Annotated in this window: 20 protein-coding genes; 12 read left to right on the forward strand and 8 right to left on the reverse strand. The window is 39.8% G+C overall.

The features are described 5' to 3' along the window. From ACFSKV_RS15740 to ACFSKV_RS15750, 3 genes are read right to left on the reverse strand one after another with little or no spacing between them, the layout of a single operon-like run. Entirely contained in the window at nucleotides 1-813 is an 813-nt protein-coding gene (locus ACFSKV_RS15740; RefSeq protein ID WP_380804808.1) for a DUF3822 family protein, read from the reverse strand. A gap of 26 nt (nucleotides 814-839) precedes the next feature. Next, entirely contained in the window at nucleotides 840-1,421 is a 582-nt protein-coding gene (locus tag ACFSKV_RS15745) for a hypothetical protein (RefSeq protein WP_380804809.1), read from the reverse strand. A 51-nt stretch (nucleotides 1,422-1,472) separates the two neighbouring features. Then, nucleotides 1,473-1,976, reverse strand: coding sequence for an NUDIX domain-containing protein (locus ACFSKV_RS15750; RefSeq protein ID WP_380804812.1), 504 nt, complete (start codon nucleotides 1,974-1,976; stop codon nucleotides 1,473-1,475). 23 nt (nucleotides 1,977-1,999) lie between these two features. Here ACFSKV_RS15750 and ACFSKV_RS15755 point away from each other — a divergent pair, with 23 nt between their 5' ends. Both ACFSKV_RS15755 and ACFSKV_RS15760 read left to right on the forward strand, forming a co-directional pair. Then, nucleotides 2,000-3,439: an ATP-dependent DNA helicase gene (locus tag ACFSKV_RS15755; protein ID WP_380804813.1), complete on the forward strand. Its 1,440-nt coding sequence runs from the start codon at nucleotides 2,000-2,002 to the stop codon at nucleotides 3,437-3,439. Nucleotides 3,440-3,468: 29 nt separating this feature from the next. Then, on the forward strand, nucleotides 3,469-3,858 hold the full coding sequence (locus ACFSKV_RS15760; RefSeq protein WP_380804816.1) for a DUF1573 domain-containing protein: 390 nt from the start codon (nucleotides 3,469-3,471) through the stop codon (nucleotides 3,856-3,858). A gap of 51 nt (nucleotides 3,859-3,909) precedes the next feature. On the opposite strand, the gene ACFSKV_RS15765 is transcribed toward ACFSKV_RS15760, so the two are convergent. From ACFSKV_RS15765 to ACFSKV_RS15775, 3 genes are all read right to left on the reverse strand, one after another. Then, nucleotides 3,910-4,611 (reverse strand): DUF4377 domain-containing protein, encoded by a 702-nt coding sequence (locus tag ACFSKV_RS15765; RefSeq protein WP_380804818.1) that lies wholly within the window; start codon nucleotides 4,609-4,611, stop codon nucleotides 3,910-3,912. Nucleotides 4,612-4,695: 84 nt separating this feature from the next. Next, nucleotides 4,696-5,319 (reverse strand): SGNH/GDSL hydrolase family protein, encoded by a 624-nt coding sequence (locus ACFSKV_RS15770; RefSeq protein WP_380804821.1) that lies wholly within the window; start codon nucleotides 5,317-5,319, stop codon nucleotides 4,696-4,698. An 84-nt stretch (nucleotides 5,320-5,403) separates the two neighbouring features. Beyond that, complete coding sequence (locus ACFSKV_RS15775) at nucleotides 5,404-6,444, reverse strand: S66 peptidase family protein (protein WP_380804824.1); 1,041 nt, start codon at nucleotides 6,442-6,444, stop codon at nucleotides 5,404-5,406. Between the two features lie 205 nt (nucleotides 6,445-6,649). On the opposite strand from ACFSKV_RS15775, the gene priA reads away from it, so the two are divergent. From priA to hisB, 5 genes are all read left to right on the forward strand, one after another. After that, on the forward strand, nucleotides 6,650-9,169 hold the full coding sequence (gene priA, locus ACFSKV_RS15780; RefSeq protein WP_380805123.1) for a replication restart helicase PriA: 2,520 nt from the start codon (nucleotides 6,650-6,652) through the stop codon (nucleotides 9,167-9,169). Nucleotides 9,170-9,933: 764 nt separating this feature from the next. Beyond that, complete coding sequence (gene hisG, locus ACFSKV_RS15785) at nucleotides 9,934-10,794, forward strand: ATP phosphoribosyltransferase (protein ID WP_380804826.1); 861 nt, start codon at nucleotides 9,934-9,936, stop codon at nucleotides 10,792-10,794. A gap of 317 nt (nucleotides 10,795-11,111) precedes the next feature. Further along, on the forward strand, nucleotides 11,112-12,407 hold the full coding sequence (gene hisD / locus ACFSKV_RS15790) for a histidinol dehydrogenase (protein WP_380804828.1): 1,296 nt from the start codon (nucleotides 11,112-11,114) through the stop codon (nucleotides 12,405-12,407). Further along, nucleotides 12,407-13,474 (forward strand): histidinol-phosphate transaminase, encoded by a 1,068-nt coding sequence (hisC, locus tag ACFSKV_RS15795; RefSeq protein WP_380804830.1) that lies wholly within the window; start codon nucleotides 12,407-12,409, stop codon nucleotides 13,472-13,474. The genes hisD and hisC overlap by 1 nt, the downstream gene beginning before the upstream one ends. Nucleotides 13,475-13,479: 5 nt before the next feature. After that, complete coding sequence (hisB, locus tag ACFSKV_RS15800; RefSeq protein WP_380804832.1) at nucleotides 13,480-14,574, forward strand: bifunctional histidinol-phosphatase/imidazoleglycerol-phosphate dehydratase HisB; 1,095 nt, start codon at nucleotides 13,480-13,482, stop codon at nucleotides 14,572-14,574. Nucleotides 14,575-14,646: 72 nt separating this feature from the next. On the opposite strand, the gene ACFSKV_RS15805 is transcribed toward hisB, so the two are convergent. Together ACFSKV_RS15805 and ACFSKV_RS15810 are read right to left on the reverse strand one after the other, a co-directional pair. Further along, the gene (locus tag ACFSKV_RS15805; RefSeq protein ID WP_380804835.1) at nucleotides 14,647-14,895 is read right to left on the reverse strand and encodes a hypothetical protein; all 249 of its coding nucleotides are present in this window, start codon (nucleotides 14,893-14,895) and stop codon (nucleotides 14,647-14,649) included. A 33-nt stretch (nucleotides 14,896-14,928) separates the two neighbouring features. Then, entirely contained in the window at nucleotides 14,929-15,165 is a 237-nt protein-coding gene (locus ACFSKV_RS15810) for a hypothetical protein (protein ID WP_380804838.1), read from the reverse strand. A 65-nt stretch (nucleotides 15,166-15,230) separates the two neighbouring features. Between ACFSKV_RS15810 and ACFSKV_RS15815 the strand changes: the two genes are divergently transcribed. From ACFSKV_RS15815 to ACFSKV_RS15835, 5 genes are all read left to right on the forward strand, one after another. After that, the gene (locus ACFSKV_RS15815) at nucleotides 15,231-16,016 is read left to right on the forward strand and encodes a tetratricopeptide repeat protein (protein WP_380804840.1); all 786 of its coding nucleotides are present in this window, start codon (nucleotides 15,231-15,233) and stop codon (nucleotides 16,014-16,016) included. Nucleotides 16,017-16,386: 370 nt separating this feature from the next. Continuing rightward, nucleotides 16,387-18,168, forward strand: a complete 1,782-nt coding sequence (locus tag ACFSKV_RS15820) for an ATP-dependent nuclease (RefSeq protein ID WP_380804843.1) — start codon at nucleotides 16,387-16,389, stop codon at nucleotides 18,166-18,168. 298 nt (nucleotides 18,169-18,466) lie between these two features. Then, on the forward strand, nucleotides 18,467-20,011 hold the full coding sequence (locus ACFSKV_RS15825) for a type I restriction-modification system subunit M (protein WP_380804846.1): 1,545 nt from the start codon (nucleotides 18,467-18,469) through the stop codon (nucleotides 20,009-20,011). Between the two features lie 168 nt (nucleotides 20,012-20,179). Then, a complete protein-coding gene (locus ACFSKV_RS15830) occupies nucleotides 20,180-21,373 on the forward strand; it encodes a restriction endonuclease subunit S (protein WP_380804849.1) in 1,194 nt (397 codons plus the stop codon). Further along, complete coding sequence (locus ACFSKV_RS15835; RefSeq protein WP_380804851.1) at nucleotides 21,366-22,694, forward strand: DUF262 domain-containing protein; 1,329 nt, start codon at nucleotides 21,366-21,368, stop codon at nucleotides 22,692-22,694. The genes ACFSKV_RS15830 and ACFSKV_RS15835 overlap by 8 nt, the downstream gene beginning before the upstream one ends. Nucleotides 22,695-22,700: the final 6 nt, after the last annotated feature.

Genomic DNA, 22,700 nt, shown 5'->3' on the forward strand with positions numbered 1-22,700 from the left:
TTATTGAATAAATTCCCAATGGGATTCAAAATGAAAAGTTTTCGAAAAAGATTCTGTTCCCTCGTGGTAGGATTGGTTAATTTCAGGATGAGTGATATTGAAATATTTGAAATATTCCACAGCCCAATTTTCCTTGATATCGAAATTATTCTTAGCACCAAAAAGCGTATATCGGCAATATTTTCTGTCAAATCCCAATTGATTGGTTATACCAAATAAATACATAAGCAGTTCTTCCCTATTCTGGATATCAAACTTATTGAATAAAGCCAATTCCTGTTTGCTAAATGCAGCCAGGTAAAAGGATTTGTCAAACATATATATCAGAATTTCCTGTGGAAGAAATTTAGGCCTTTCCTTCAAACAAAAAGACAGGAATGAGCTGGAACCATGGTGAAATTTAATGCTTGACTTACCGTCACTGAGTAGTTGAAACAACTGACTTCCTAGACCTCCGACCAAATAATAATTGTTACTTTCCAAACTATTGGAAAAGGGATGTATATCTGTCGTCAGATCTCCTGCAAAGGACAAATATGTCCCCAGAAAATCAGGATTGAAAAGCACACCGGGTACCAAAGAAAACAGGTTGTTATGAACGAAAACTTTTGTAGGTACATCCAGCTTATATAAATCATCCTTCCATACATTGGAAATAGGAACTTCCGAGGAAGCCAAAAGATTCCAGGTGCGTACAGCTACTATCTTATTGTTTTTATCCTTAGCAAAAAGAATCCGGATATGATTATATAAGAAAAGCGATAAATAGGATACCATAGAAGGATCATATTTATCGCAATAAAGTTTTTTCAAAGTATTTTCTGTCTGTTGAACCAAGATTACTCCCAATTACCAGAAGTGGAGGAATCAGTCCTAGACCCTACCCTAAGTGCTTTTTCCTTGTTATTTAACCTTCTTTTTGGGTTAATCGGATCCGGATCCCTGATTTCAAAAACACCGATTTCTCTCTGGCTTCTTTCGATTTTATCTGCAAAGAATTCAAATTCTTTACCACCTGAACCCGGTACAATGTGAAGATTATCCAAATTGAAATTAGGATATCTCCTTTCATTGAACAAAGAGTCCATTACATAAACAGATCCCAATGTATCATAAGAAACTGATATTTCTTCTTTACCATAAGCCAATAATGTGGTAGTTTCTTTTCTTTGAACAATCCAGATTTTACCTTCTTCGATAAACTGTCTAAGCGAATCCCAGCTTCCGGCATATTCGCCTTTGGTAGCTATATAAGCAATTTGGGCATCCCTCAACATTTGAAGTTTTTCGATAATTCTGGATTCGATGGCTGCAATTCTTTTTTCTTCCTGCATGACATCGTCAACACTCTTGTAAAGCATATAGCCCAATCCAAGAGCCCCCAATAAGAATACTACGGATAAAATTCTGGTTAGCGTCATTTTTGAGATGATTTAATCTTTTGTAAAGGTTGATGGTATTTTAACAAGTTGCTATTTTATAGAATTATTTTCAAAATTAAAATATCCTATCCATTTTCCCACATCATTAAGTGATTTTATTCCCCAAAATAATGGATGTTTTTCTTCATTTTTTATCAAGTTGAGATTTTCGAGGTTTAAATACCCGATTTCGGTGATTAGTTGCATGCTTTCATGAAGTTCCGGATCTATCCCCATTTTCAATTCTCCTCCCATTTGCTCCACCTCGAAAAACAATTCAATCGCATGGAGGGGTGGCTCTAGAAACTCGTGGGCGCAAATAAATTTTTTGACTTTGATTTTTAGCCCGGTTTCCTCTGAAAACTCCCTTTCCAGGTTTTGATCTACACTGAAGCCGTATTTCATTCCTCCTCCTGGTACATTCCAAAAAAACCTATCAGCAGACATTTTATGTTTAATCATTAAAATCTTGTCATCTTTAATTAAAATACCATTTACCCGGGTTCTTAATCTTCCTCCAAATTTATCTACCAGTTCTTTTTCCAATTTCGTCATATTACCCTTAGATTCGTCATGAAATGAAAGGTAAAGATAAGGAAGGTATGGTGAAGCCTTCATTTTTATTGGCTAAATATTTGCCTTTTGAGCCTACGCAGGGGCAAAGGGAATTCTTTTTTAAGATGGATTCTTTTTTTAAAGAAGGACCTATTGATGTCCCAATTTTCATCTTGAGAGGTTATGCAGGAACAGGTAAGACTTCCCTTATTTCTGCTTTGGTAAAAACACTCCCTAGACTGAAAATAAAATCCATGCTGTTAGCACCAACAGGTCGGGCAGCAAAAGTAATGGGGAATTATAGTAATAAATCCGCTTTTACCATCCATAAGATCATTTATAGACCCAAAGATCAGATAGGAGAGCTTGGGGCAGGATTTGATCTGGTGAAAAATTATTATAAGGATACCCTTTTTATTGTAGATGAGGCATCCATGCTCGCAGATGAATCATTCAATGGCAGAAGTTTACTGAGGGATTTGATCCATTATGTTTTTCAAGAATCAAGTAATCGGTTGGTACTGGTCGGAGATACTGCCCAATTACCTCCGGTGGGTAGTAACCTAAGCCCTGCTTTAGATAGGGATTACCTGATCAGACATTTTAGGTTAAAAGTGGATGTTATAGAATTAACAGAGGTGATGCGACAGCAGCTAACTTCTGGGATTTTATATAATGCCACCTATTTAAGAAATCAGATATCTTCCAAAACTCCTCAAATTGCCCTTTCTACGATAGAATTTAAGGATATTTATAAGATGACCGGAGAGAGACTGGAGGATGGCCTAAGGTATGCCTACAATAAATATGGGACTGAGAATACGGTCATCATTACCCGTTCTAATAAATCGGCTGTGCAGTATAATCAATACATCCGGAGAAATATTCACTTTTTTGATGATGAAATCAGTGCAGGAGACCTCCTGATGATTGTCAAAAATAACTATACCTACATGGCTGAATCTGAAAAAGTTAATTTTTTGGCCAACGGGGATTTTGCAGAAGTGGTAAAAATAAGATCTTTTGAAGAAATGTATGGCCTGAGATTTGCGACATTGGAATTGAGGCTTCTGGATTATCCCGATGAACCTTACTTTGAGGCAAAGGTGGTGATGGACACGCTATATAGTCCACATCCCGCTTTGAGTCCTGAACAATACAGGGATCTGTATAAGCAGGTTTCGGAGGATTATGCAGATGTGGCCAATAAGGCAGAAAGAATGGTGTTGATAAAAAAAGACCCCTATCTGACATCCTTACAGGTCAAATTTGCGTATGCTTTGACGTGCCACAAATCACAGGGCGGTCAATGGGATGCAGTCTTTGTGGATCAGGGGTACCTTACAGATGAAATGGTCACCAAAGAATATATCCGATGGCTGTACACAGCGGTAACTAGAGCAAAGAAGGAGTTGTTTATGGTAAACTTTCATCCAAAGTTTTATATTAGCAGCTCAGAATAAGAAACTAACGAAAACTAAATACAATAACCATGAAGAAAATGTTTTTATTAGCAGCCTTGGTCTTGACCGTTTTTGCCGTGCAGGCACAGACAGAAAAGAAAGGCGCGGTCCTTGAATTCAATGAGAAATCCATTGATTTTGGAGACATCACCCAAGGGGATAAAGTTGAGCATACTTTCGTATTTACCAATACAGGTGATACTCCTTTGGTGATTTCCAATGTGGCAGTGACCTGTGGCTGTACCGCTCCCAACTGGCCTAAAGAGCCTATTGCTCCTGGTGCAAAAGGAGAATTAAAGGTGGTCTTTAATTCAGCAGGAAAAATGGGTAAACAAAATTCCGTAGTAAGGATTTATTCCAATGCATCAGAACCCATTGAGAAAGTTTCTCTGATTTCGAATGTTTTGCCAAAAGGCTAAAAATTCAAAATGATAAAAATTAAAAAGGGAAGCAGAAACGCTTCCCTTTTTTTAGTCTACATTCAATAATTTTATCAAAACATTTTTGTCGGAATCCATCAGGGAAAGATAATTGCCCTCGAGATGGTATTGGCTGACCTTCTCTAAGTCCTGCATGATTTTTGTTTCCAATTTCATTTCTTCCTCACCACATGCCATCCTAGTACTGGCTAAAGGTCCAAATTTGATTTCTTTATCCGTTATTGATGCGATCGTGCCTCTAAAAGTATTACAACCGGAGTAACCATAAAATTTCCTTTCACCGGCATTGATTTCGAAAGTCAGGTCACCTTTCGCTCCTTTGGGATTCAGCAGGTCACCCGCTTCCTTCACCAGCCAGATATTCGTCAATCGCAAAGTCAAATCCGTGTATTTCTCCATAACCTCAACCAGTTGGTAATGAAGTGAAGAGGCATCAGCAGGAATGGTACCCTGAATTTTTTGAACCTTTACTTTAATCCTGTAGATATTTCCTGGTACATAGTCAAATCCTTCAATGTTAGAATAGAAGAATTTCCATTTTCCTTCTTCAATGGTCTCACTTTCCTGGACCTGTAGACAAGACATAGGAGCAACTCCTTCGCAGGGGACCTTGCTGCTATTCACCCAATAGACCTTTTCTTCCCCTGAATTATTTTCAGTAAGCTTGGTAGAATTACAGGACATCATGGCCAATAACAGAATGGAAAGTCCAATGGTAATTAAGCCTCTCATAGTTGGTTATGTTTTTTAATAACATAACAATTCCTTTGCCATAAATTCTTGATTATCAATAAATATTTGTCAAAGGAAAAAATCTTAATCAAAAATCATTTTCTGTTCAATAACCTGGACCAATTGTTCTGCCCATTCTTTGTAAACCAAGCCACTTGGATGGAGTTTATCGGCTACAACCATTTGAGGTAAGGCACCTATTTCACGGTATCTTTCGGTAATTTCAATATAATGCGCCCCCAATTCTTTTGCGATCTCTTGATTCGCTTGATTGTAGATGTCTATTTCCAAGGCAACTTTTTTCTGGTCCGTTCCCCTTTCCTGAGCAAATGGTGTTACCCCCCAATCAGGAATTGAAATGACTGCCACGTGATTGGCATTTCCCTTAGCAAAATCAATGGCATCCTGCAATAATTCTTTGAATTCAGATTTGTAATTTTCAACGTCTCTTCCCCTATATTGGTTGTTTACCCCAATCAACAAGGTGACCAGGTCATATTTCTTTCCTTTAATGCCTGCCTTTTCGATTCCTTCTGCCAGTTCATTGGTAGTCCAACCTGTTTTGGCTATGATTCCTGAGAGTTCCAATTCCATACCTTTCTCGTTCAATAAAGCCACGGTTTGATTGGGATATCTTCCGCTTTCTTCCACCCCTTCACCAATAGTGTAAGAATCTCCAAGCGCGAGGTATGTGTAATTTTGTTTCATAAGTTCAGGATTTAGAATGGCATCCCTTCCTGAAAAAGTCAGAAAAAGGATAGTGAGTAAACAGACAGTTTTCATAGCACGACATTAATCTTTAAAAACAGGATGCAACAACCTAAAAGTGCCGGAATCTGCATCCATTTCTACTTCTGCCCCAATAGGGACGATAAACTGTTTGGCAACATGTCCGATCATTGCACCTTTATATGCAGGGATATTAAGCGGGAGAATATAATCATCCAAAATGTCATCCAAAGTCAGGCTGCCATATCCTCCGGAGGGATTGCAGTCTGTACATTGACCGAAAATAAATCCCCGGATTTTTTCTAAAGTACCATTCAGTTTGAGTGTACTCATCATCCGGTCAATTTTATAGGGGTCTTCGCCAATATCTTCAATAAATAAAATACTGTTTTTAAAGTCAGGAAGAAAAGGAGTTCCGGATAGGGAGGTCAAAACAGTAAGGTTACCCCCTAAAATTTTTCCTTTGGCTGTCCCTGATCTTAAGGTTTGTATTCTGTTTTGTTTGACCACCAGGTCATCCCCTTTGACCACTTCGTTTTCAAAAGTCATCAATTCCCTATTGAAAAACATACTTTCAAATTGTTTGACATTGAAACTGTTCCAGCTCCCGGAACCATTGGGTCCATGGAAAGTAATCAAGCCTGTTTTAGCATGAATGGCATTGTGCAGGGCGGTGATATCTGAATAGCCAAGAATGGGTTTGGGGTTTTTTCTAATGGCTTTATAATCAATTAAGGGTAAAATCCTAGCTGCTCCCGATCCTCCTCTGATACAAATGACTGCCTTAATTTCAGCATCCGAAAACATGCTGTTGAGGTCATTGGCCCTTTCTTCATCAGTACCTGCCAGATGGCCTCTCCTGTTTTTCAGGTTTTCACCTAATTTGACCTCAAAACCCAGGGCCTCCAATGCCTCTTTGGCAAACTGAAACTGAATCCTTTCGGAGGTGGCAGCAGAAGGGCTGATTAAACCTACTTTGTCCCCTTTTTTTAATGGATTTGGCAGGGTGGTTCCTGCTTCTTCAGAAGGGATAGAAATAGAGGAAAACAAAGGAAGCGATCCCAAGCTGATTCCCAGGGTTTTCAGAAAATTCCGTTTATTCATGAAGTTTGGTAAGATTGGATAAATTGACAGCAGGTAAAAATAGGGTTTTCTGTCTTTCGGAAAAATTATTTCTCTTTTGCATTTTTAAAATGTGGATTCAATTGGAAATGCCTTAATTTACACTAATAAAAAAAGACCTGCATTAAGCGTGGGTAAGTTTCGGTCGGACATTCGGCCAATTTCCAACTTTAGCCTTCTGACACTTTTGGAGAGTTTATTCGGAGATCAATACGACAATAAAGACGAGAAGTCCAACCTTTTCGCGGATATTATATTACCGGTACCCATTCCCAAAATGTTTACCTATAAAATCCCCAGAAACCTGGCAGAAAGTATTGGTATAGGATTTCGGGTAATTGTACAATTTGGAAAAAAGAAAATACTTACCGGGATCATAGGAAGGGTTCATCAAAAACCTCCCACTTCTTATGATGCCAAACCCATTCTTGATCTTTTAGATAACCACGCCACAGTCAACCCGATTCAGATCCGTTTTTGGGCCTGGATGGCTGAATATTATTGCTGCCATATAGGAGAGGTGATGAATGCAGCCCTACCATCCGGATTAAAACTCAGTAGTGAAAGCAAAATTCAACTCAATCCTACCTTTGATCCGGACACTAGCCCATATCCCTTGGATGAAAGGGAAGAACTTCTTCTTCAGGCGCTGGCCAACAAGGAAGAGATGAGTTATGAGGATTGTGAAGCGGTGCTTGGCATTAAATCCATTCATGGCATCCTGAAAAGTTTGGTGATCAAGGAAGCGATTATTGTTTTTGAACAGGTCAAAGAAAAATATAGCCCAAAAGTGGAATCCAGGATCAGGTTTTCCCATGAACATGTGAAGGATAAAAAATTACTGGAAGCACTTTTCAATGAAATTGCGGGCAAACCTAAGCAAGAGGAGATTTTATTGAAATATCTCCAGGAAGTACCTGTATATAAAAAGCCGGAACTGAACCAAAAAGGATTAGAAAAAAAAGTAATTTCCGACGCTGGACTTTCAGCTTCCTCCTTGAAAACTTTAATAAAAAACGGGGTTTTGGAAGAATTCAAAATCATCATCAGCAGGTTTGAAGAGGAAGAGGGAAGTAATGAGGAGATCGTACTATCGAGTGAACAGGAAGAAGCTTTTCAACAGATCAAAAAAGAGTTTGAGGATAAGAATACTGTTTTACTGCATGGCATCACAGGAAGTGGCAAAACAGAACTTTACATTACGCTGATTAAGGAGGTATTGGCAGGTGGTTCCCAAGTCCTGTTACTCTTGCCTGAAATTGCCCTGACTACCCATATGGTGGGTAGGTTGCGCCAGGTTTTCGGAAGCAGTATGGGGGTATATCATTCCAAATATTCCGATAATGAAAGAGTGGAGGTTTGGAATGGGGTTTTAAGCGGTAAACTTTCCTTTGTGGTTGGGGTTCGCTCTTCTATTTTTTTACCCTTTGACAGTTTGGGAATGGTCATCATAGATGAAGAACATGAGCCTTCCTACAAACAGTTTGATCCTGCACCAAGATTTCAGGCAAGGGATGCGGGGATAATGTTGTCATGGCTGCATCAGTCCAAAACATTATTGGGCTCAGCCACCCCTTCCTTCGAGACATTTCACAATGCCAAAACAGGGAAGTATGGCTATGTTTCCCTTGAAAAACGATTTGGGGAAGCCCAATTGCCAGACTATTACCTTGCTGACATCTTGGTAGACAAGAAGAAAAACCTATTGAAGCTGGATTTTACCCGATTGATGCGGGAAAAGATTCAGGAGGCATTGAATAATCAGGAACAGGTATTGATTTTTCAGAACAGAAGAGGCTATGCGCCCTATATTTCCTGTGAGGATTGTGGCTGGATACCTGAATGTGAGCATTGCGATGTAAGCCTGACCTACCATCAATTTGGGGAAGAAATGCGTTGTCATTACTGTGGTTTTAAAGAAAAAGTCCCTCATGCCTGTTCTGCCTGTGGAAGCAACAAACTGAGTGCGGTAGGATTGGGTACTGAGAGGATTGAAGAAAGTTTATCCCTTCTTTTTCCTGAAGCCAGAGTTGCCAGGATGGATCTAGACACCACAAGGAGTAAGTATGGCTATCAGCGTCTGCTTGAAGATTTTGGTTCAGGTAATGTAGATATACTTGTTGGTACTCAGATGATTACAAAGGGATTGGACTTTGATAGGGTGACCGTGGTAGGGATTATGGATGCGGACAGGATTCTTTATTTTCCGGATTTCCGGGCGGGTGAAAGGGCCTTTCAACAGATTACCCAAGTGGCCGGCAGGGCAGGGAGAAGGGATAAAAAGGGCTCTGTTATTATTCAGACCAGAAAGCCTGAACAAGCAATTTTCGGTCAGATTATCAGTGGAGATTACAAAAGTTTCTACCTTCAGGAAATGGGAGAGAGACAACGCTTTTTCTACCCGCCTTTTGTAAAAATCATTAAAATCACGACCCGGCATAAAGATTACAAAACCGCAGAAAAATCTGCTAGGTACCTTCATAATTTAATGGGCGACATACAGGTCAAAAAAATACTTTTGGGTCCTGAAAAAGGGTTGATCGGCAAAATAAAGAACCAATACATTTTTGAATCTATTGTCAAACTGGACAGAACAGGAAATGCACAGGCCCATTTCAAACAGGAACTGTTACATATTTTAGAAGAGATGCAGGCGCATAAGGATTTTAGAGGGGTGAGGTTTGTGGTGGATGTGGATCCGTATTGAGTGAAGAATGGAGAGGTATGTGTGGAGAGTGAATAGTTGAAAATGGGATTTCGAAAGGCGGATTTCGGAAAGTGGGAGCTTTGTGAGTTTAGGAATTGGTTCATTAGGTGATTATTTAAGAGTCAATAAAATGACAAAAGTGGGAATCTTGAAAGTGTGATAGATTGGTTCTTGAAGAGAGGTTTTTTTTTACACTGAGATACACGGAGTAGTCACCGAGTTTCACAGAGCCGATGGATTTTAATGAAAACAGCCCCTTAGGGGCGATGGATATAGTAACCTGGGGTTTTAACCCCATGGGTTGAAAGATGCCAGCCCGGTTTCAGAGGCGGTGCTGTGGATGCCAATCGAAGAATTATCGGAATCGCCGGCGATATGGAACAATGTTTAAAAGAGGATTGTAGAGTTATGAGGGGAGAGAAAAAATTTGGATTTGTCGTTGTTCCACCACGGTGGACAAGTGTCAGGTTGTCATAGTTGGAATTTTTTGAAATTGAAATTTGAAGCTTGGAGTTTGGAATTTGACAATTGGAGTTTGGAGTTTAAAACTTTGCCTTTATATTTGTTGCTGTAATGAACAGAACACAGCTATATATCCACCATTTTTCTGCCAACTCCCATGTTGGTACTGTTCATCATTTCCATCATTCCTCCTAAGGAGGAAATCATTTACATATCGCCCGCGTGTGGCTGTTGATGGATATTTGCAGCCTTAACATTTAAAATTCCTATTTACATTTTAATACTAAACGTATATTGCGTCCATGAATTCAATTATCCGTATAGCCGTCCAAAAAAGCGGTAGATTAAGTGATGATTCCTTAGCCCTGATAAAGGAGTGTGGGATCAAATTTTATAATGGCACCGGTAAACTTAAATCCACGTCCACCAATTTTCCGATTGAATTTCTTTTTCTCAGGGATGATGATATCCCGGGATATGTAGCTGATGGCGTAGCAGACCTGGGTATAGTTGGGGAAAATGAGCTGGTGGAAAAAGACAAGGATGTGGATGTGCTTAAAAAACTGGGTTTCTCCAAATGCAGACTTTCCTTGGCCATTCCTAAAGGTCAGGAATACACCAATATCCATTATTTTCAGGGAAAAAGTATAGCTACCTCTTATCCCAAAATCCTAGGTGATTACTTGGCCAAATACAACATACAGGCAGAAATCCATGAAATATCAGGCTCAGTGGAGATAGCACCCAGTATCGGGCTGGCAGAAGGAATCTGTGATATCGTCAGTTCCGGGTCTACACTTATGATGAATGGATTGAAAGAAGTGGAGGAGATTTTCAAGTCTGAGGCGGTGTTGATTGCCAATAAAAATTTATCCGAAGACAAACTTGCCATTGTGGACAAATTGCTCTTCAGGATGAATGCCGTTCAAAAAGGGAAAAGCAACAAATATGTCCTGCTGAACGCTCCGAATGCTTCTTTGGATAAAATAATCCAATTGATACCAGGGATGAGAAGTCCTACAATTTTACCTTTGGCCCAAGAGGGATGGTCTTCAGTACACTCAGTGATCAGTGAAGATCAGTTTTGGGAAAATATTGAGGAATTAAGGGCTGCCGGAGCGGAAGGCATTTTGGTGGTACCCATTGAGAAGATGGTGGTTTGAGAAGGGATGTGGGATGTCTGAAGTCGGATCTCTGAAATGGGATTTCGGATTTCGATATTCTAAGGCGGATTTCGGAAAAGAATGATGAATTATGAATCAGGAGTGAACAATGTGTGGGGTGATGAGTGGGTTTTCGGATTTCGATATGCGGAGGTGGGACAAAGAATGTAGAATTAAGAATGATGACTGAAGAGTGAACATTAGTTATAAAACCACAAAGTGCCTGCCCGTCCGATCAGGCGGGCAGGGTTGAACTTTACTGTTAATATGCAAAAAATTATAAGTAAAATCAGGAACAGAATAAGCATTGACTAAATATGAAAACAATTATCAATCCTACCCAACAGGAATGGGCAAAGAAACTCAAAAGGCCTGTTCAAAAAACAAAGGATATTGAAAAAATAGTCAAACCCATCATGCGGAAAGTCAAGCGTATGGGTGATAAAGCTTTGAAAAAATTTGCTTTGGAATACGACCATGTGCAGATTAAAACCCTTTTGGTATCCATTGAAGAAGTGAAAAAGGCAAGGGAAACCGTTGATCCAAAATTGAAAGAAGCCATTATCCAAGCTAAAGAAAACATTGAAAAATTTCATGAAGCCCAGATAACTCCTGATTTGGAGATGGAAGTAATGGAAGGGGTAACCTGCATGCGAAGATCCGTTCCGATTCAAAAGGTAGGATTGTATGTGCCCGGAGGAACAGCACCCTTGTTTTCAACGGTTTTGATGCTGGGAATTCCGGCAAATATTGCAGGATGTGAGGAGATAGTGCTTTGTACCCCACCCGATAAAGATGGCAATATCCATCCAGCAATTTTATACGCTGCAGACTTAATTGGCATTGACAAAATTGTCAAAGCAGGAGGAGCTCAGGCCATAGCCGCCCTTACCTATGGTACAGAATCGGTGCCTCAAGTGGATAAAATTTTCGGGCCTGGCAACCAATACGTTACAGCGGCCAAACAATTGGCAGTTAAAAAAGGAGTAGCTATCGATATGCCAGCCGGTCCTTCTGAAGTTTTGGTTTATGCTGATGAAACTGCCATACCTGCTTTTGTAGCCGCAGACTTGCTTTCACAGGCAGAGCATGGGGTAGATTCTCAGGTAATCCTGGTGGCCTCATCTGAAAAAACAACCAATAAAATTTTAAAAGAAGTGGATGAGCAGTTGGATAAACTTCCAAGAAAGGATATAGCCAAAAGGGCCTTGGAGAATTCATTGGCAGTAATTATGGCCAATCAGCAAACTGCCATTGATCTGATCAATGATTATGCCCCAGAACATTTGATTATCTGCGTGGAAAATGAAGAGGAGGTAGTGAGACAGATCATCAATGCAGGTTCAGTTTTTATCGGTAATTACACCCCGGAATCCGCAGGAGATTATGCTTCAGGCACCAATCATACCTTGCCTACTTATGGTTATGCAAGAAATTACAGTGGCGTTTCTCTGGATAGTTTTGTGAAAAAAATAACCTACCAGAAATTGACAGAAAAGGGCATTCAAACCCTTGGTCCAACTATTGAAACAATGGCTTCCCATGAACAATTGGAAGCCCACAAAAATGCAGTATCCATCCGTTTGAAGTACCTAAAAGATAAGAAGAAGTAATGGCCTTTGATTTAGAAAGATTATTAAGACCACATATCCGTAACATTAAACCTTACTCTTCAGCCCGGGATGAATATTCGGGCAAGGTTGGGGTATTTTTGGATGCGAATGAAAACCCATATGGGTCTTTGACAGGGGAGGCCTTTAACCGGTATCCAGACCCCTATCAACAGGAAATCAAGGAAAAACTTGCTCCGATCAAAGGAGTAAAAAAGGAACAGATATTCCTTGGAAACGGCAGTGACGAGGCCATCGATTTATTGATGCGGGCATTCTGTATTCCAGGCCTGGACAATATCATTTTACTGCCCCCAACTTATGGGATGTATGAGGTTTCTGCAGCGATCAATGATATTGCCATAAAACGCGTAAACCTGACAGAAGATTTTCAATTACGGGTGGAGGCCATTTTGGAGGCGGTGGATAAACATAGTAAGATCCTATTCATTTGTTCTCCGAACAATCCGAGCGGGAATAAGATGGATAGGGATGCAATACGTTATATCCTTTCCCACTTTAAAGGACTGGTAGTAGTGGATGAAGCTTATATTGATTTCAGTGATGAACCCAGTTTTATCACGGAGTTGGATAATTATCCCAATCTATTGGTCATGCAGACCTTTTCCAAAGCCTGGGGATTGGCAAATTTGAGAGTAGGAATGGCCTTTGCCTCAGAAAAGATCATCCGAATACTCAACCTGATTAAACCTCCCTACAATATTTCCGGTTTGACCCAACAAAAAGTACTGGATTCATTGGACAGGGCTGCAGAAATAGACAATTTGGTCGATATCATTCGAATAGAAAGGGTTTTTCTGGAGGAAGAACTGGATAAGCTGCATTTTGTCCTGCATGTCTTTCCCTCTGATGCCAATTTCATTTTGGTCAGGATGAACAATGCGAGAAAAGTATATGAATACCTGATCCATGATATGATTATTGTGAGGGATAGATCAAAAGTAATCTTGTGTGAGGATTGTCTACGAATATCTGTGGGGACTAGGGAGGAAAATCAGCAATTGATCGAGGCATTGGAGAAATTTGAACCTATTATTAAAAACCTATAATATTGATGAAAAAAGTACTTTTTATTGACCGTGACGGAACGATCATAGTGGAGCCTCAGACAGATTTTCAGATTGACAGCCTGGAAGATCTGGAATTTATTCCGAAGGTAATTTCTAATTTAAGAAAAATAGCGGAGGAAACTGATTATGAGTTAGTTATAGTAACTAATCAGGATGGATTGGGAACAGAATCCCTGCCTGAGGAGAATTTTTGGCCGGCCCATAACAAGATGATGCTTACCCTGGAGAATGAAGGGGTGAAATTTGCTGCGGTTCATATCGACCGGTCTTTTGATCATGAAAATCTGTCAACCCGAAAACCGGGAATAGGGATGCTTACCCAATACCTGAACGGGGATTATGATCTTGAAAATTCCTATGTCATCGGAGACCGTAAAACAGATGTGCTTTTGGCTCAAAATCTGGGTTGCAAATCCATATTCCTCGGGGAATCCATGGAAGGGGCAACCTATGCTACCAAAGATTGGGATGATATTTATCGGTATTTGAGAATGCCTGAAAGAATCGGGGAGGTTTTCCGTAAGACTTCAGAAACGGATATTCATATTAGGGTAAATCTGGACGGTTCAGGAAAGTGTGAAATTTATACCGGATTGCCATTTTTTGACCACATGTTGGAGCAATTGGGAAAACATGGAGGGGCAGATCTTTTGATTGAGGTCAAAGGGGATCTGCATATCGATGAACACCACACCATTGAAGATACCGCTTTGGCTTTGGGAGAAGCCTATCTGAAGGCTTTGGGAGACAAAAAAGGGATTTATCGTTATGGGTTTTTATTGCCTATGGATGATGTACTGGCACAGGTGGCCATTGATTTTGGGGGTAGACCCTGGATGGTATGGGATGCGGAATTCAAAAGGGAAAAAATAGGGGATATGCCGACAGAGATGTTTTTCCATTTCTTCAAATCCTTCAGTGATACAGCAAAATGTAATTTGAATATCAAAGCAGAAGGAACTAACGAGCACCATAAGATTGAGGCGATTTTCAAGGGCATGGCAAGGGCCATCAAAATGGCGGTTGCCAAAGATCCCAAAGCATTGAATCAATTGCCGAGTACGAAGGGGGTGTTGTGAAATTTTAAATTATCAATTACCATAGTGAATTACCAATTAGTGAATTACCAATTACCAATTACCAAGGATCTGTTACTCTGCTTCTCTCAGTTGTTCTGCTTTTCCTGAAGCAGAACCGATATAAATAGATTCTTTGCGTTCCTTTTGTTGACTTTGTGGTTCGAATAACCTCTGTTGTTCTGCTTCTCCAGAAGCAGAACTAATATAAATAGATTCTTTGTGTCCCTGTTGTTCTGCTTCTCCAGAAGCAGAACTGATATAAATAGATTCTTTGTCCCCTTTGGGTGGGAAAAAATATCCCACAAAGTCACGGAGTAACACGAAGAGTTTGGGTTTCTTCGATTTCGGCCCTACTCACAGTAATAAATAAGAAACTTTTGTGTCCCTTTTGTCCCTTTTGTGGTTCGAATAACTCTGTTGTTCTGCTTCTCCAGAAGCAGAACTGATATAAATAGATTCTTTGCGTTCCTTTTGTTGACTTTGTGGTTCGAAAAAAATTATGGACTGTTTATGTGTTTCCATGAATCCAGCACCCCAAAAACCTCCAAAATTCCCCGAGTAAAGCAACCTAAGGTTTATTTTTTCAATCATTAAGTCAAACCCTTGATTTAAATAAATTAAATTATTAGTTTTATAGTGTGCTAAAATAGTTGGTTATGAGAATTGTGCTACCTTTCTTTTTCCTGTTTTTCTTATCCTCCTGCTTCGGAAGTTTTTCTGAGGGGGAGAAGTATTTCAGACAATCAGATTACGAAAAGGCGGTTTCAGAATTTTCCAAAGCCTTGTTTCTCAATGTGACCGATATCAAATCCCTCCATCTAAGGGCCAGGTCTTATGAAGAGTTGGAAGACTTGGAAAGTGCCATGGAGGATTATAAGACCATTTTGAGGTTGGAGCCTGAGTATGCACAGGCGCATGCCGGGATCGGTAAACTGTATTGGAAGATGGAAGATTACCGAAAAGCCGAAAATCATTTGTTGATGGCTGCCAAGCATTCCCCGGAGGATTTTGAAATTCTGTTTTTGTTGGGAAGGACCTTATTGATCAACAAAAGGTATGAAAGTGCTGATGAGTTTTTTCAATTGGCCAAGGATCTCAGGCCTGAGGAAAGCAAGGTGTATTTTTATCAGGGCATGGCCCGGACTCAGATCGGGGATATTTTAGGTGCTGCAGGATCCTTCAACATGTGCCTTAGGTACGATCCGGACAATTTGGTGGCCAAGTACAACAGGGGTTTGGTATTACTACGCATTGGCCATATCTCCTGGGCTTTGGAGGATTTTGAGGATGTATTGAAGGCCAGGCCGGACCATGTGGAGGCCTTGGCACACCGGGGAATGGCCAAATTAATGAAGCAGGATCCTAGCGGATGCATTGATCTACAACAGGCCGAAGCCAAGGGCAGTAAATATGCCAAACTGCATATTGATGCCTGTAGGTGATCAATGAAGATGGTATTTTGGTGGACAAATTCTCCGGATACCGCAAGAAATCCATAAATAAAATGAAAGCTCTGGTTGAATAAGGACAAAGAAATTGGTTGAATTTGCTCCATTACTTTTTTAAATTTTGAAGAAATTGGCTTCTTTTTATACATAATTAAAGCCTTATTATCTGATTAAAAAGCAATTTTTTGGGATAAATACCCTGAACAGGGGATTTTTTATTATTTTGAAATCCTTAGTTTTGGAAAACTGGACATAGCGCATGGAATAAGGGTTGCTAATTCTTGAAGGACCATACCTATAAGTGAGTTGGCAGCAAGCATAGACAGCGACACCACAATTAAGAACAGAATTCTAAAATATAAAGATGGCAAAGACAAAAAAAATAGCCGAACCAGTAGTAGCGTTAGTTTCAGACAACCCAGAAGTTCCTAAACCAAGACTTACAAAATTGCTTATTAAGAACTTTAGATGCATAGGTTCTACACCTGTGAATATAGACCTTGATGAAATTGTAGTTCTTGTTGGAGCAAATAACGTTGGCAAAAGTTCAATACTCAAAGCCTATGAAGTTGCAATGTCTCAAGGTTCTGCTAAAGCAAATCTTAAGTTAGATGATTTTCCTAACAACAAAATTGACCCTGACAATTTACCCGAAATTGAGCTACATACAATTGTTTATGACAATAGTCCAGGAGATCAATGGATAACTAATTTACCAAATGGAGAGAGATTAGTAAAAGAACGATGGACTTGGAAAGGTGAAGGAGCACCAATTAGACAAGGATGGAACGCACAAGAAAATAATTGGAGCGAGCAAGTTCCTTGGGGAGCACCAAATGTGGCTAATTCAAGAAGGCCAGAACCTCACCGAGTTGACGCTTTTGATTCGCCTGAAGTTCAGGCAGACGAGATTAAAAAACTATTAATGAACGCCCTGAACGAAAGGGTAAAGAATCTTAAAACTGCCAATCAAGAAGAAGAAGAGAACGAATACCATAAATTATTAGGCAAAGTCAAAGAGTTACAAAAGAAGATTGTCCAAGAAGCGCAGGGACAAATAGATGAAGTTAATTCAGAACTTTCTGATTTGATAAATAAAGTTTTTCCAAACTATAAAATTGACTTTGATGCTAAACCGGAAGACAATCTTGACAAGACAATTAACCTTTTTAAATCTGACCCGCAGTTATTGATGGGACCCGAAGGTGGATATTTCGGCTCTGTTGAAAAACAAGGAAGTGGCGCAAGAAGAACATTACTTTGGACAGCATTGAAATTCATTTCTGAAAATAATCAAAAAGGCAAAGATTTAGCAACGGTTAGACCACACCTACTATTAATTGATGAGCCTGAAATCTGTTTACACCCAAATGCAATTCGAGACGCTTGTAATGTCTTATATGACCTACCCTCTTCGGGAAATTGGCAAGTAATGGTTACAACTCATTCACCTGTATTTATTGACTTTTCACGAGACAACACAACAATTGTAAGAGTTGAAAGGAGAGAAAACGGCACAATCCAAGGCACAACGGTATTTAGACCAGATAAAGTGCAACTAAGTGATGACGACAAGCAAAATTTGAAGTTACTTAATCACTGCGACCCTTATGTTGCTGAGTTTTTCTTTGGTGGTAAAGTAATAATTGTTGAAGGTGATACCGAGTATACAGCTTTCAACTATGTTAAAAGCACAAAGCCCGACCTATACAAAGACGTTCATATAATAAGAGCAAGGGGTAAGGCAACAATAGTATCGTTAGTAAAAATCCTAAATCATTTTGGCTCAAGCTATTCAGTTCTTCACGACAGCGACAGACCGTTAACAGCAGCAGGAAATGGAAATCCTGCTTGGGGTAATAATCCAAATATTTTAACGGCAGTTAATTCCAAGCCTATTGGAGCTGAAACACGATTACTCGCTTCACTTCCAAATTTTGAAGAAGCCTATTTTGGTGAAGAGATTAAGACTGAAAAACCTTACAATGCGCTTCGGACTATATCTAACGACAATGATAAGTTTGAAAAAATCGAAAAATTATTGAAAGCATTAATTGACCACACTTCGGAACTTCCTGAAAATTGTGTGGAATGGACAAGTATTGAAGATTTAGAAGAAAAATTAACTAAAGCACTTAACAAATGACAAGAATGCCAGCTGCCAACAGCACCTACCCAAAAGTGGCGGTTCTTTGGTTAAATCAAGCCTTGTGCATCTATCAAAGTTTGTACTTGGTTGACAGTGAAGTGCTTCGAAACCCCGCACGAACGCAAAGCGTGGGAACGTTGTGCGGCATACAAAGAAAAAGCCCACGCGCAAACAGGCACATTTGGTTTTTGCCGACACGCAAAGCCAACGCTGAAAAACCAAAAGAGCTTGTTTTAGTCCTAACACTCGGATGGAAAAGATGAAATTTGAAACTGATAAAAAGAACTTAAAATAAATGGCAAAAAAGAACGGAAGCGGAACGGAAGAACCCTTAGAAAAACAACTCTGGAAAGCAGCGGATAAACTCCGTAAGAACATAGATGCTGCCGAATACAAACACATTGTATTGGGTTTAATCTTCCTGAAATATATATCTGATGCTTTTGAAGAATTGTATGCCAGACTAAAAGCAGACGAAGCAAATGGTGCTGACCCCGAAGACAAAGACGAATACAAGGCAGAAAATGTATTCTTTGTTCCGCAGGATGCCCGATGGACTTACTTGCAATCGAAAGCAAAGCAACCTGAAATCGGGAAGTTTGTGGACGATGCAATGGATGCTATTGAAAAAGAAAATGCTTCCTTAAAAGGCGTTTTGCCTAAAGTATTTGCCCGACAAAATCTTGACCCGACAAGTTTGGGTGAACTCATTGACTTGGTTGGAAACATTGCATTAGGTGATGCCAAAGCAAGAAGTGCCGATGTGCTAGGACACGTTTTTGAATATTTCTTGGGTGAGTTTGCCCTTGCCGAAGGCAAGAAAGGCGGACAGTTCTATACGCCAAGAAGCGTTGTAGAATTATTGGTGGAAATGTTGGAGCCCTACAAAGGACGAGTATTTGACCCTTGTTGTGGTTCAGGTGGTATGTTTGTTCATTCCGAAAAATTTGTAACCGAACACCAAGGAAAAGTAAACGACATTTCTATTTACGGACAAGAGAGCAACCAAACCACTTGGCGACTGGCTAAAATGAACTTGGCTATTCGTGGCATTGACAGCTCACAAGTGAAATGGAACAACGAAGGTTCATTTTTGAACGATGCACACAAAGACCTGAAAGCCGATTACATCATTGCCAATCCACCGTTCAATGTGAGTGATTGGGGCGGGGACTTAATGCGAACTGATGGACGTTGGCAATACGGCACACCGCCCACAGGCAACGCCAACTTTGCATGGATGCAACATTTTATTTACCACTTGGCACCCAGCGGACAAGCAGGTGTAGTATTGGCAAAAGGTGCGTTGACTTCTAAAACATCAGGCGAAGGCGACATAAGAAAAGCCTTGGTGGAAAACGGTTTTATTGACTGCATTGTAAACCTGCCTGCCAAGTTGTTTTTAAATACTCAAATCCCGGCTGCCTTATGGTTCATGAGCCGTAACCGGAAAAACGGAAAATACAGAGACCGCAGCAACGAAATTTTATTTATTGATGCCCGAAACTTGGGGCATTTGATAAACCGCAGAACCCGTGAACTTTCTCAGGAAGACATTGATAAAATTGCGAGCACTTACCACAATTGGAGAAACCTTGACGGCAAGTATGAAGATGTTGCGGGTTTTTGTGCCTCAGCTCCAATAAGCAAGATAAAGGAATTGGACTATGTGCTTACACCGGGCAGATATGTGGGCTTACCCGATGAAGAAGACGACTTCAATTTTGCTGAACGCTTCGCAAATTTAAAAGCAGAGTTGGAAGCACAACTGAAAGAAGAAGCCCAACTCAATGAAATGATTAATAATAACCTTCTAAAGATTTATTATGGCAACTCCTAAAGATAAATGTAAAGAATGTGACAAATATGCAAAGTCAGGACACAATTATTGCAGGATTTGTGGTTTTCATCTTACTAAAGGTTTTGTTCAAAATGTAAGAGTAGCTGTTGCCTATTTTACAAATGAAAAATATTGTGGGTACTGTGGTAAAACAAGAAACAATTGCAAATGCTAAATTGGAAAGAAGCTGAATTGGGTGATATAGCGGATGTTCAAACTGGACCTTTTGGGAGTCAGTTAAAAAATGAACAATATATTACAGGTGGAACACCTGTGGTTACAGTTGAACATATAAAAGATTTTCGAATTACCGATTTCGATTATCCAAGCATAACAGATGAAGATAAAGGCAGGTTAAGTAAATATCTAATGCAAACTGATGATATACTTTTCACAAGAGTTGGGTCAGTTGACCTAAGTGCTTATGTTAGTGAAAGGCAAAATGGTTGGATGTTTTCTTCAAGAATGCTTCGAGTACGACCAAATGAAGAAATCAACTCACGATTTCTATCCTATTATTTTCAACAGAAAAGTTTCAGGGATTATATTCTGAACATTTCAGTTGGTGCAACAATGCCTTCTATTAATACTGAAATTCTAAAAGGAATTCCAATATCATACCCCCCACTCCCCGAACAAACTGCCATTACCTCCGTACTCAGCAGTTTAGACGACAAAATAGACCTGCTGCACCGCCAAAACACCACCTTGGAAAAAATGGCTGAAACGCTGTTTAGACAATGGTTTGTGGAAGAAGCGAAGGAGGAGTGGGGAACTTTACCGTTAAGCAAAGTAGCAAACTTTTTGAATGGTTTAGCTTGTCAAAAATTCCTACCAAAAAATGAAATAGATAAGTTGCCCGTGCTCAAAATAAAGGAATTAAGTAGCGGAATTACCGAAAATTCAGATTGGGCAAGCACAGACATAAAAACCGAATACATTGTAAGAAATGGTGATATTATTTTCGCTTGGTCAGCTTCATTAATGGTTAAAATCTGGGATGGTCAGGATTGCATTCTTAATCAGCATTTGTTTAAAGTAACATCCGAAAATTATCCAAAATGGTTTTACTATTTGTGGTGTAAGCACCACTTGGCAGAATTTATTTCAATTGCTGCAAGTCACGCAACCACAATGGGGCATATTAAACGTAGGGACTTGGATGAAGCAATAGTTCTTATTCCAAGTAACGAAGAGTTAAAATTAATGTCTCAACAAGTAGAGCCTATCATTGAAAAAGTTATTACAAATAATAATCAAATCCACACCCTCACGGCATTGCGAGATACTTTGTTGCCGAAGTTGATGAGTGGGGAGGTGAGGGTGGAACATGAAAACAAAGTGAACAACCGAAATGAGTGATTTTAAGGCAGACATATTGCACATTCAGGAATTAAAATTTGCAAAGTTCCGCATACCGGAATATCAGAGACCCTATGTTTGGACAATTAAAGAAACCCGGCAACTTTGGGATGATATTTTGGCCAGCCTGCAAGCCCGTAAAACAGATTACCGCATTGGCACCATCGTCCTGCACAACAACAAAGACCAACAATCCCTCGACATTGTAGATGGGCAGCAAAGACTCACCACCCTTACCCTTTTATTGCATTTGCTCAGTCCGCAAGCTAAAACATTGGTTTGCCGACCTTTCTTACAACAAAAACAGTTTTTGCATGCCGACTCTATAGAAAACATCAAAAACAACGGAAATGAGCTTGCCCAATGGATAGCAGAAGAACTTACAGAAACCGAAAGGCTCTTCCATTACATTTTACAGCATTGTTCGGTAGTTCAAATCAGTGTGAGCAACATAAGTGAGGCTTTTCAGATGTTTGATTCGCAAAACGGAAGAGGTATGACGCTTGAGGCGTATAACCTTCTTAAAGCTTTCCATATCCGATATTTTAACCACATAGCAGACCAGGACAAAATAGCCTATGATCGTGCCTGGGAAAATGCGGCAAAAAGCAAAAAAGATTATCTAAAACAAGTCATCAGTGAGCAATTGTATCGCACACGCATTTGGTCAAAACTTTATCCGGCATACGCCTTTACCCGAAAAAATATCACGGAGTTCAAAGGCAGCAACATGAGTGCTATAAAATATCCTTACCAGAACTTTGTGAACCACCGGGAATTAAATGCCAATGGACGCTTCATTCCCCGAATGGAAAATGAAAGCTTGTTGCCCTCCACTCAAATCAACCAAGCTATTATAAACGGTACGGATTTTTTTGATTACGTGCAGAATTATGTAGGCATGTATCAACTGCTATTTGAAAAAAATGAGCTGGAAGATGAGTTGACTTTTTTCAGGTTGTTCTTTCAGGAATATGGCACAGGTTTTAAAAAAAAGGGTGACTTCTACCTGATTGAGCTTTACAAATCACTCTCGATGCTGGTGTTTGATAAATTTGGAGTGTTGGGTTTAAGGAAATATTACCTGCTTCTCTATGCCTATGTGTTTAGATTTAGGTTGGAGAAAAAATTTGTTAAATACACCAGTGTAGCACAATTTCCGGCAGAGGTGATTGCGGGTATTCACCATGCCAAAGAATTGCTGGACCTGAATTTTTTCAGACAAAAGGCACTGTCACCCATCAGCCGACAGGCGAATAATCTGAACAACCCAATAGTAGAACAATTTTTTAAAAACCACTTTGAGGTAAAAATACATTAAGGCATA

Source organism: Shivajiella indica, assembly GCF_042683085.1.
Taxonomy (GTDB): Bacteria; Bacteroidota; Bacteroidia; order Cytophagales; family Cyclobacteriaceae; genus Shivajiella; species Shivajiella indica.

What these genes read in the sequence shown, in the direction of transcription:
- ACFSKV_RS15745 (WP_380804809.1), bottom strand. Translation starts at nt 1,421, where the DNA reads ATGACGCTAACCAGAATTTTATCCGTAGTATTCTTATTGGGGGCTCTT.
- ACFSKV_RS15750 (WP_380804812.1), bottom strand. Translation starts at nt 1,976, where the DNA reads ATGACGAAATTGGAAAAAGAACTGGTAGATAAATTTGGAGGAAGATTA.
- ACFSKV_RS15755 (WP_380804813.1), top strand. Translation starts at nt 2,000, where the DNA reads ATGAAAGGTAAAGATAAGGAAGGTATGGTGAAGCCTTCATTTTTATTG.
- ACFSKV_RS15760 (WP_380804816.1), top strand. Translation starts at nt 3,469, where the DNA reads ATGAAGAAAATGTTTTTATTAGCAGCCTTGGTCTTGACCGTTTTTGCC.
- ACFSKV_RS15765 (WP_380804818.1), bottom strand. Translation starts at nt 4,611, where the DNA reads ATGAGAGGCTTAATTACCATTGGACTTTCCATTCTGTTATTGGCCATG.
- ACFSKV_RS15770 (WP_380804821.1), bottom strand. Translation starts at nt 5,319, where the DNA reads ATGAAACAAAATTACACATACCTCGCGCTTGGAGATTCTTACACTATT.
- ACFSKV_RS15775 (WP_380804824.1), bottom strand. Translation starts at nt 6,444, where the DNA reads ATGAATAAACGGAATTTTCTGAAAACCCTGGGAATCAGCTTGGGATCG.
- hisG (WP_380804826.1), top strand. Translation starts at nt 9,934, where the DNA reads ATGAATTCAATTATCCGTATAGCCGTCCAAAAAAGCGGTAGATTAAGT.
- hisD (WP_380804828.1), top strand. Translation starts at nt 11,112, where the DNA reads ATGAAAACAATTATCAATCCTACCCAACAGGAATGGGCAAAGAAACTC.
- hisC (WP_380804830.1), top strand. Translation starts at nt 12,407, where the DNA reads ATGGCCTTTGATTTAGAAAGATTATTAAGACCACATATCCGTAACATT.
- hisB (WP_380804832.1), top strand. Translation starts at nt 13,480, where the DNA reads ATGAAAAAAGTACTTTTTATTGACCGTGACGGAACGATCATAGTGGAG.
- ACFSKV_RS15810 (WP_380804838.1), bottom strand. Translation starts at nt 15,165, where the DNA reads ATGATTGAAAAAATAAACCTTAGGTTGCTTTACTCGGGGAATTTTGGA.
- ACFSKV_RS15815 (WP_380804840.1), top strand. Translation starts at nt 15,231, where the DNA reads ATGAGAATTGTGCTACCTTTCTTTTTCCTGTTTTTCTTATCCTCCTGC.
- ACFSKV_RS15820 (WP_380804843.1), top strand. Translation starts at nt 16,387, where the DNA reads ATGGCAAAGACAAAAAAAATAGCCGAACCAGTAGTAGCGTTAGTTTCA.
- ACFSKV_RS15825 (WP_380804846.1), top strand. Translation starts at nt 18,467, where the DNA reads ATGGCAAAAAAGAACGGAAGCGGAACGGAAGAACCCTTAGAAAAACAA.
- ACFSKV_RS15830 (WP_380804849.1), top strand. Translation starts at nt 20,180, where the DNA reads ATGCTAAATTGGAAAGAAGCTGAATTGGGTGATATAGCGGATGTTCAA.
- ACFSKV_RS15835 (WP_380804851.1), top strand. Translation starts at nt 21,366, where the DNA reads ATGAGTGATTTTAAGGCAGACATATTGCACATTCAGGAATTAAAATTT.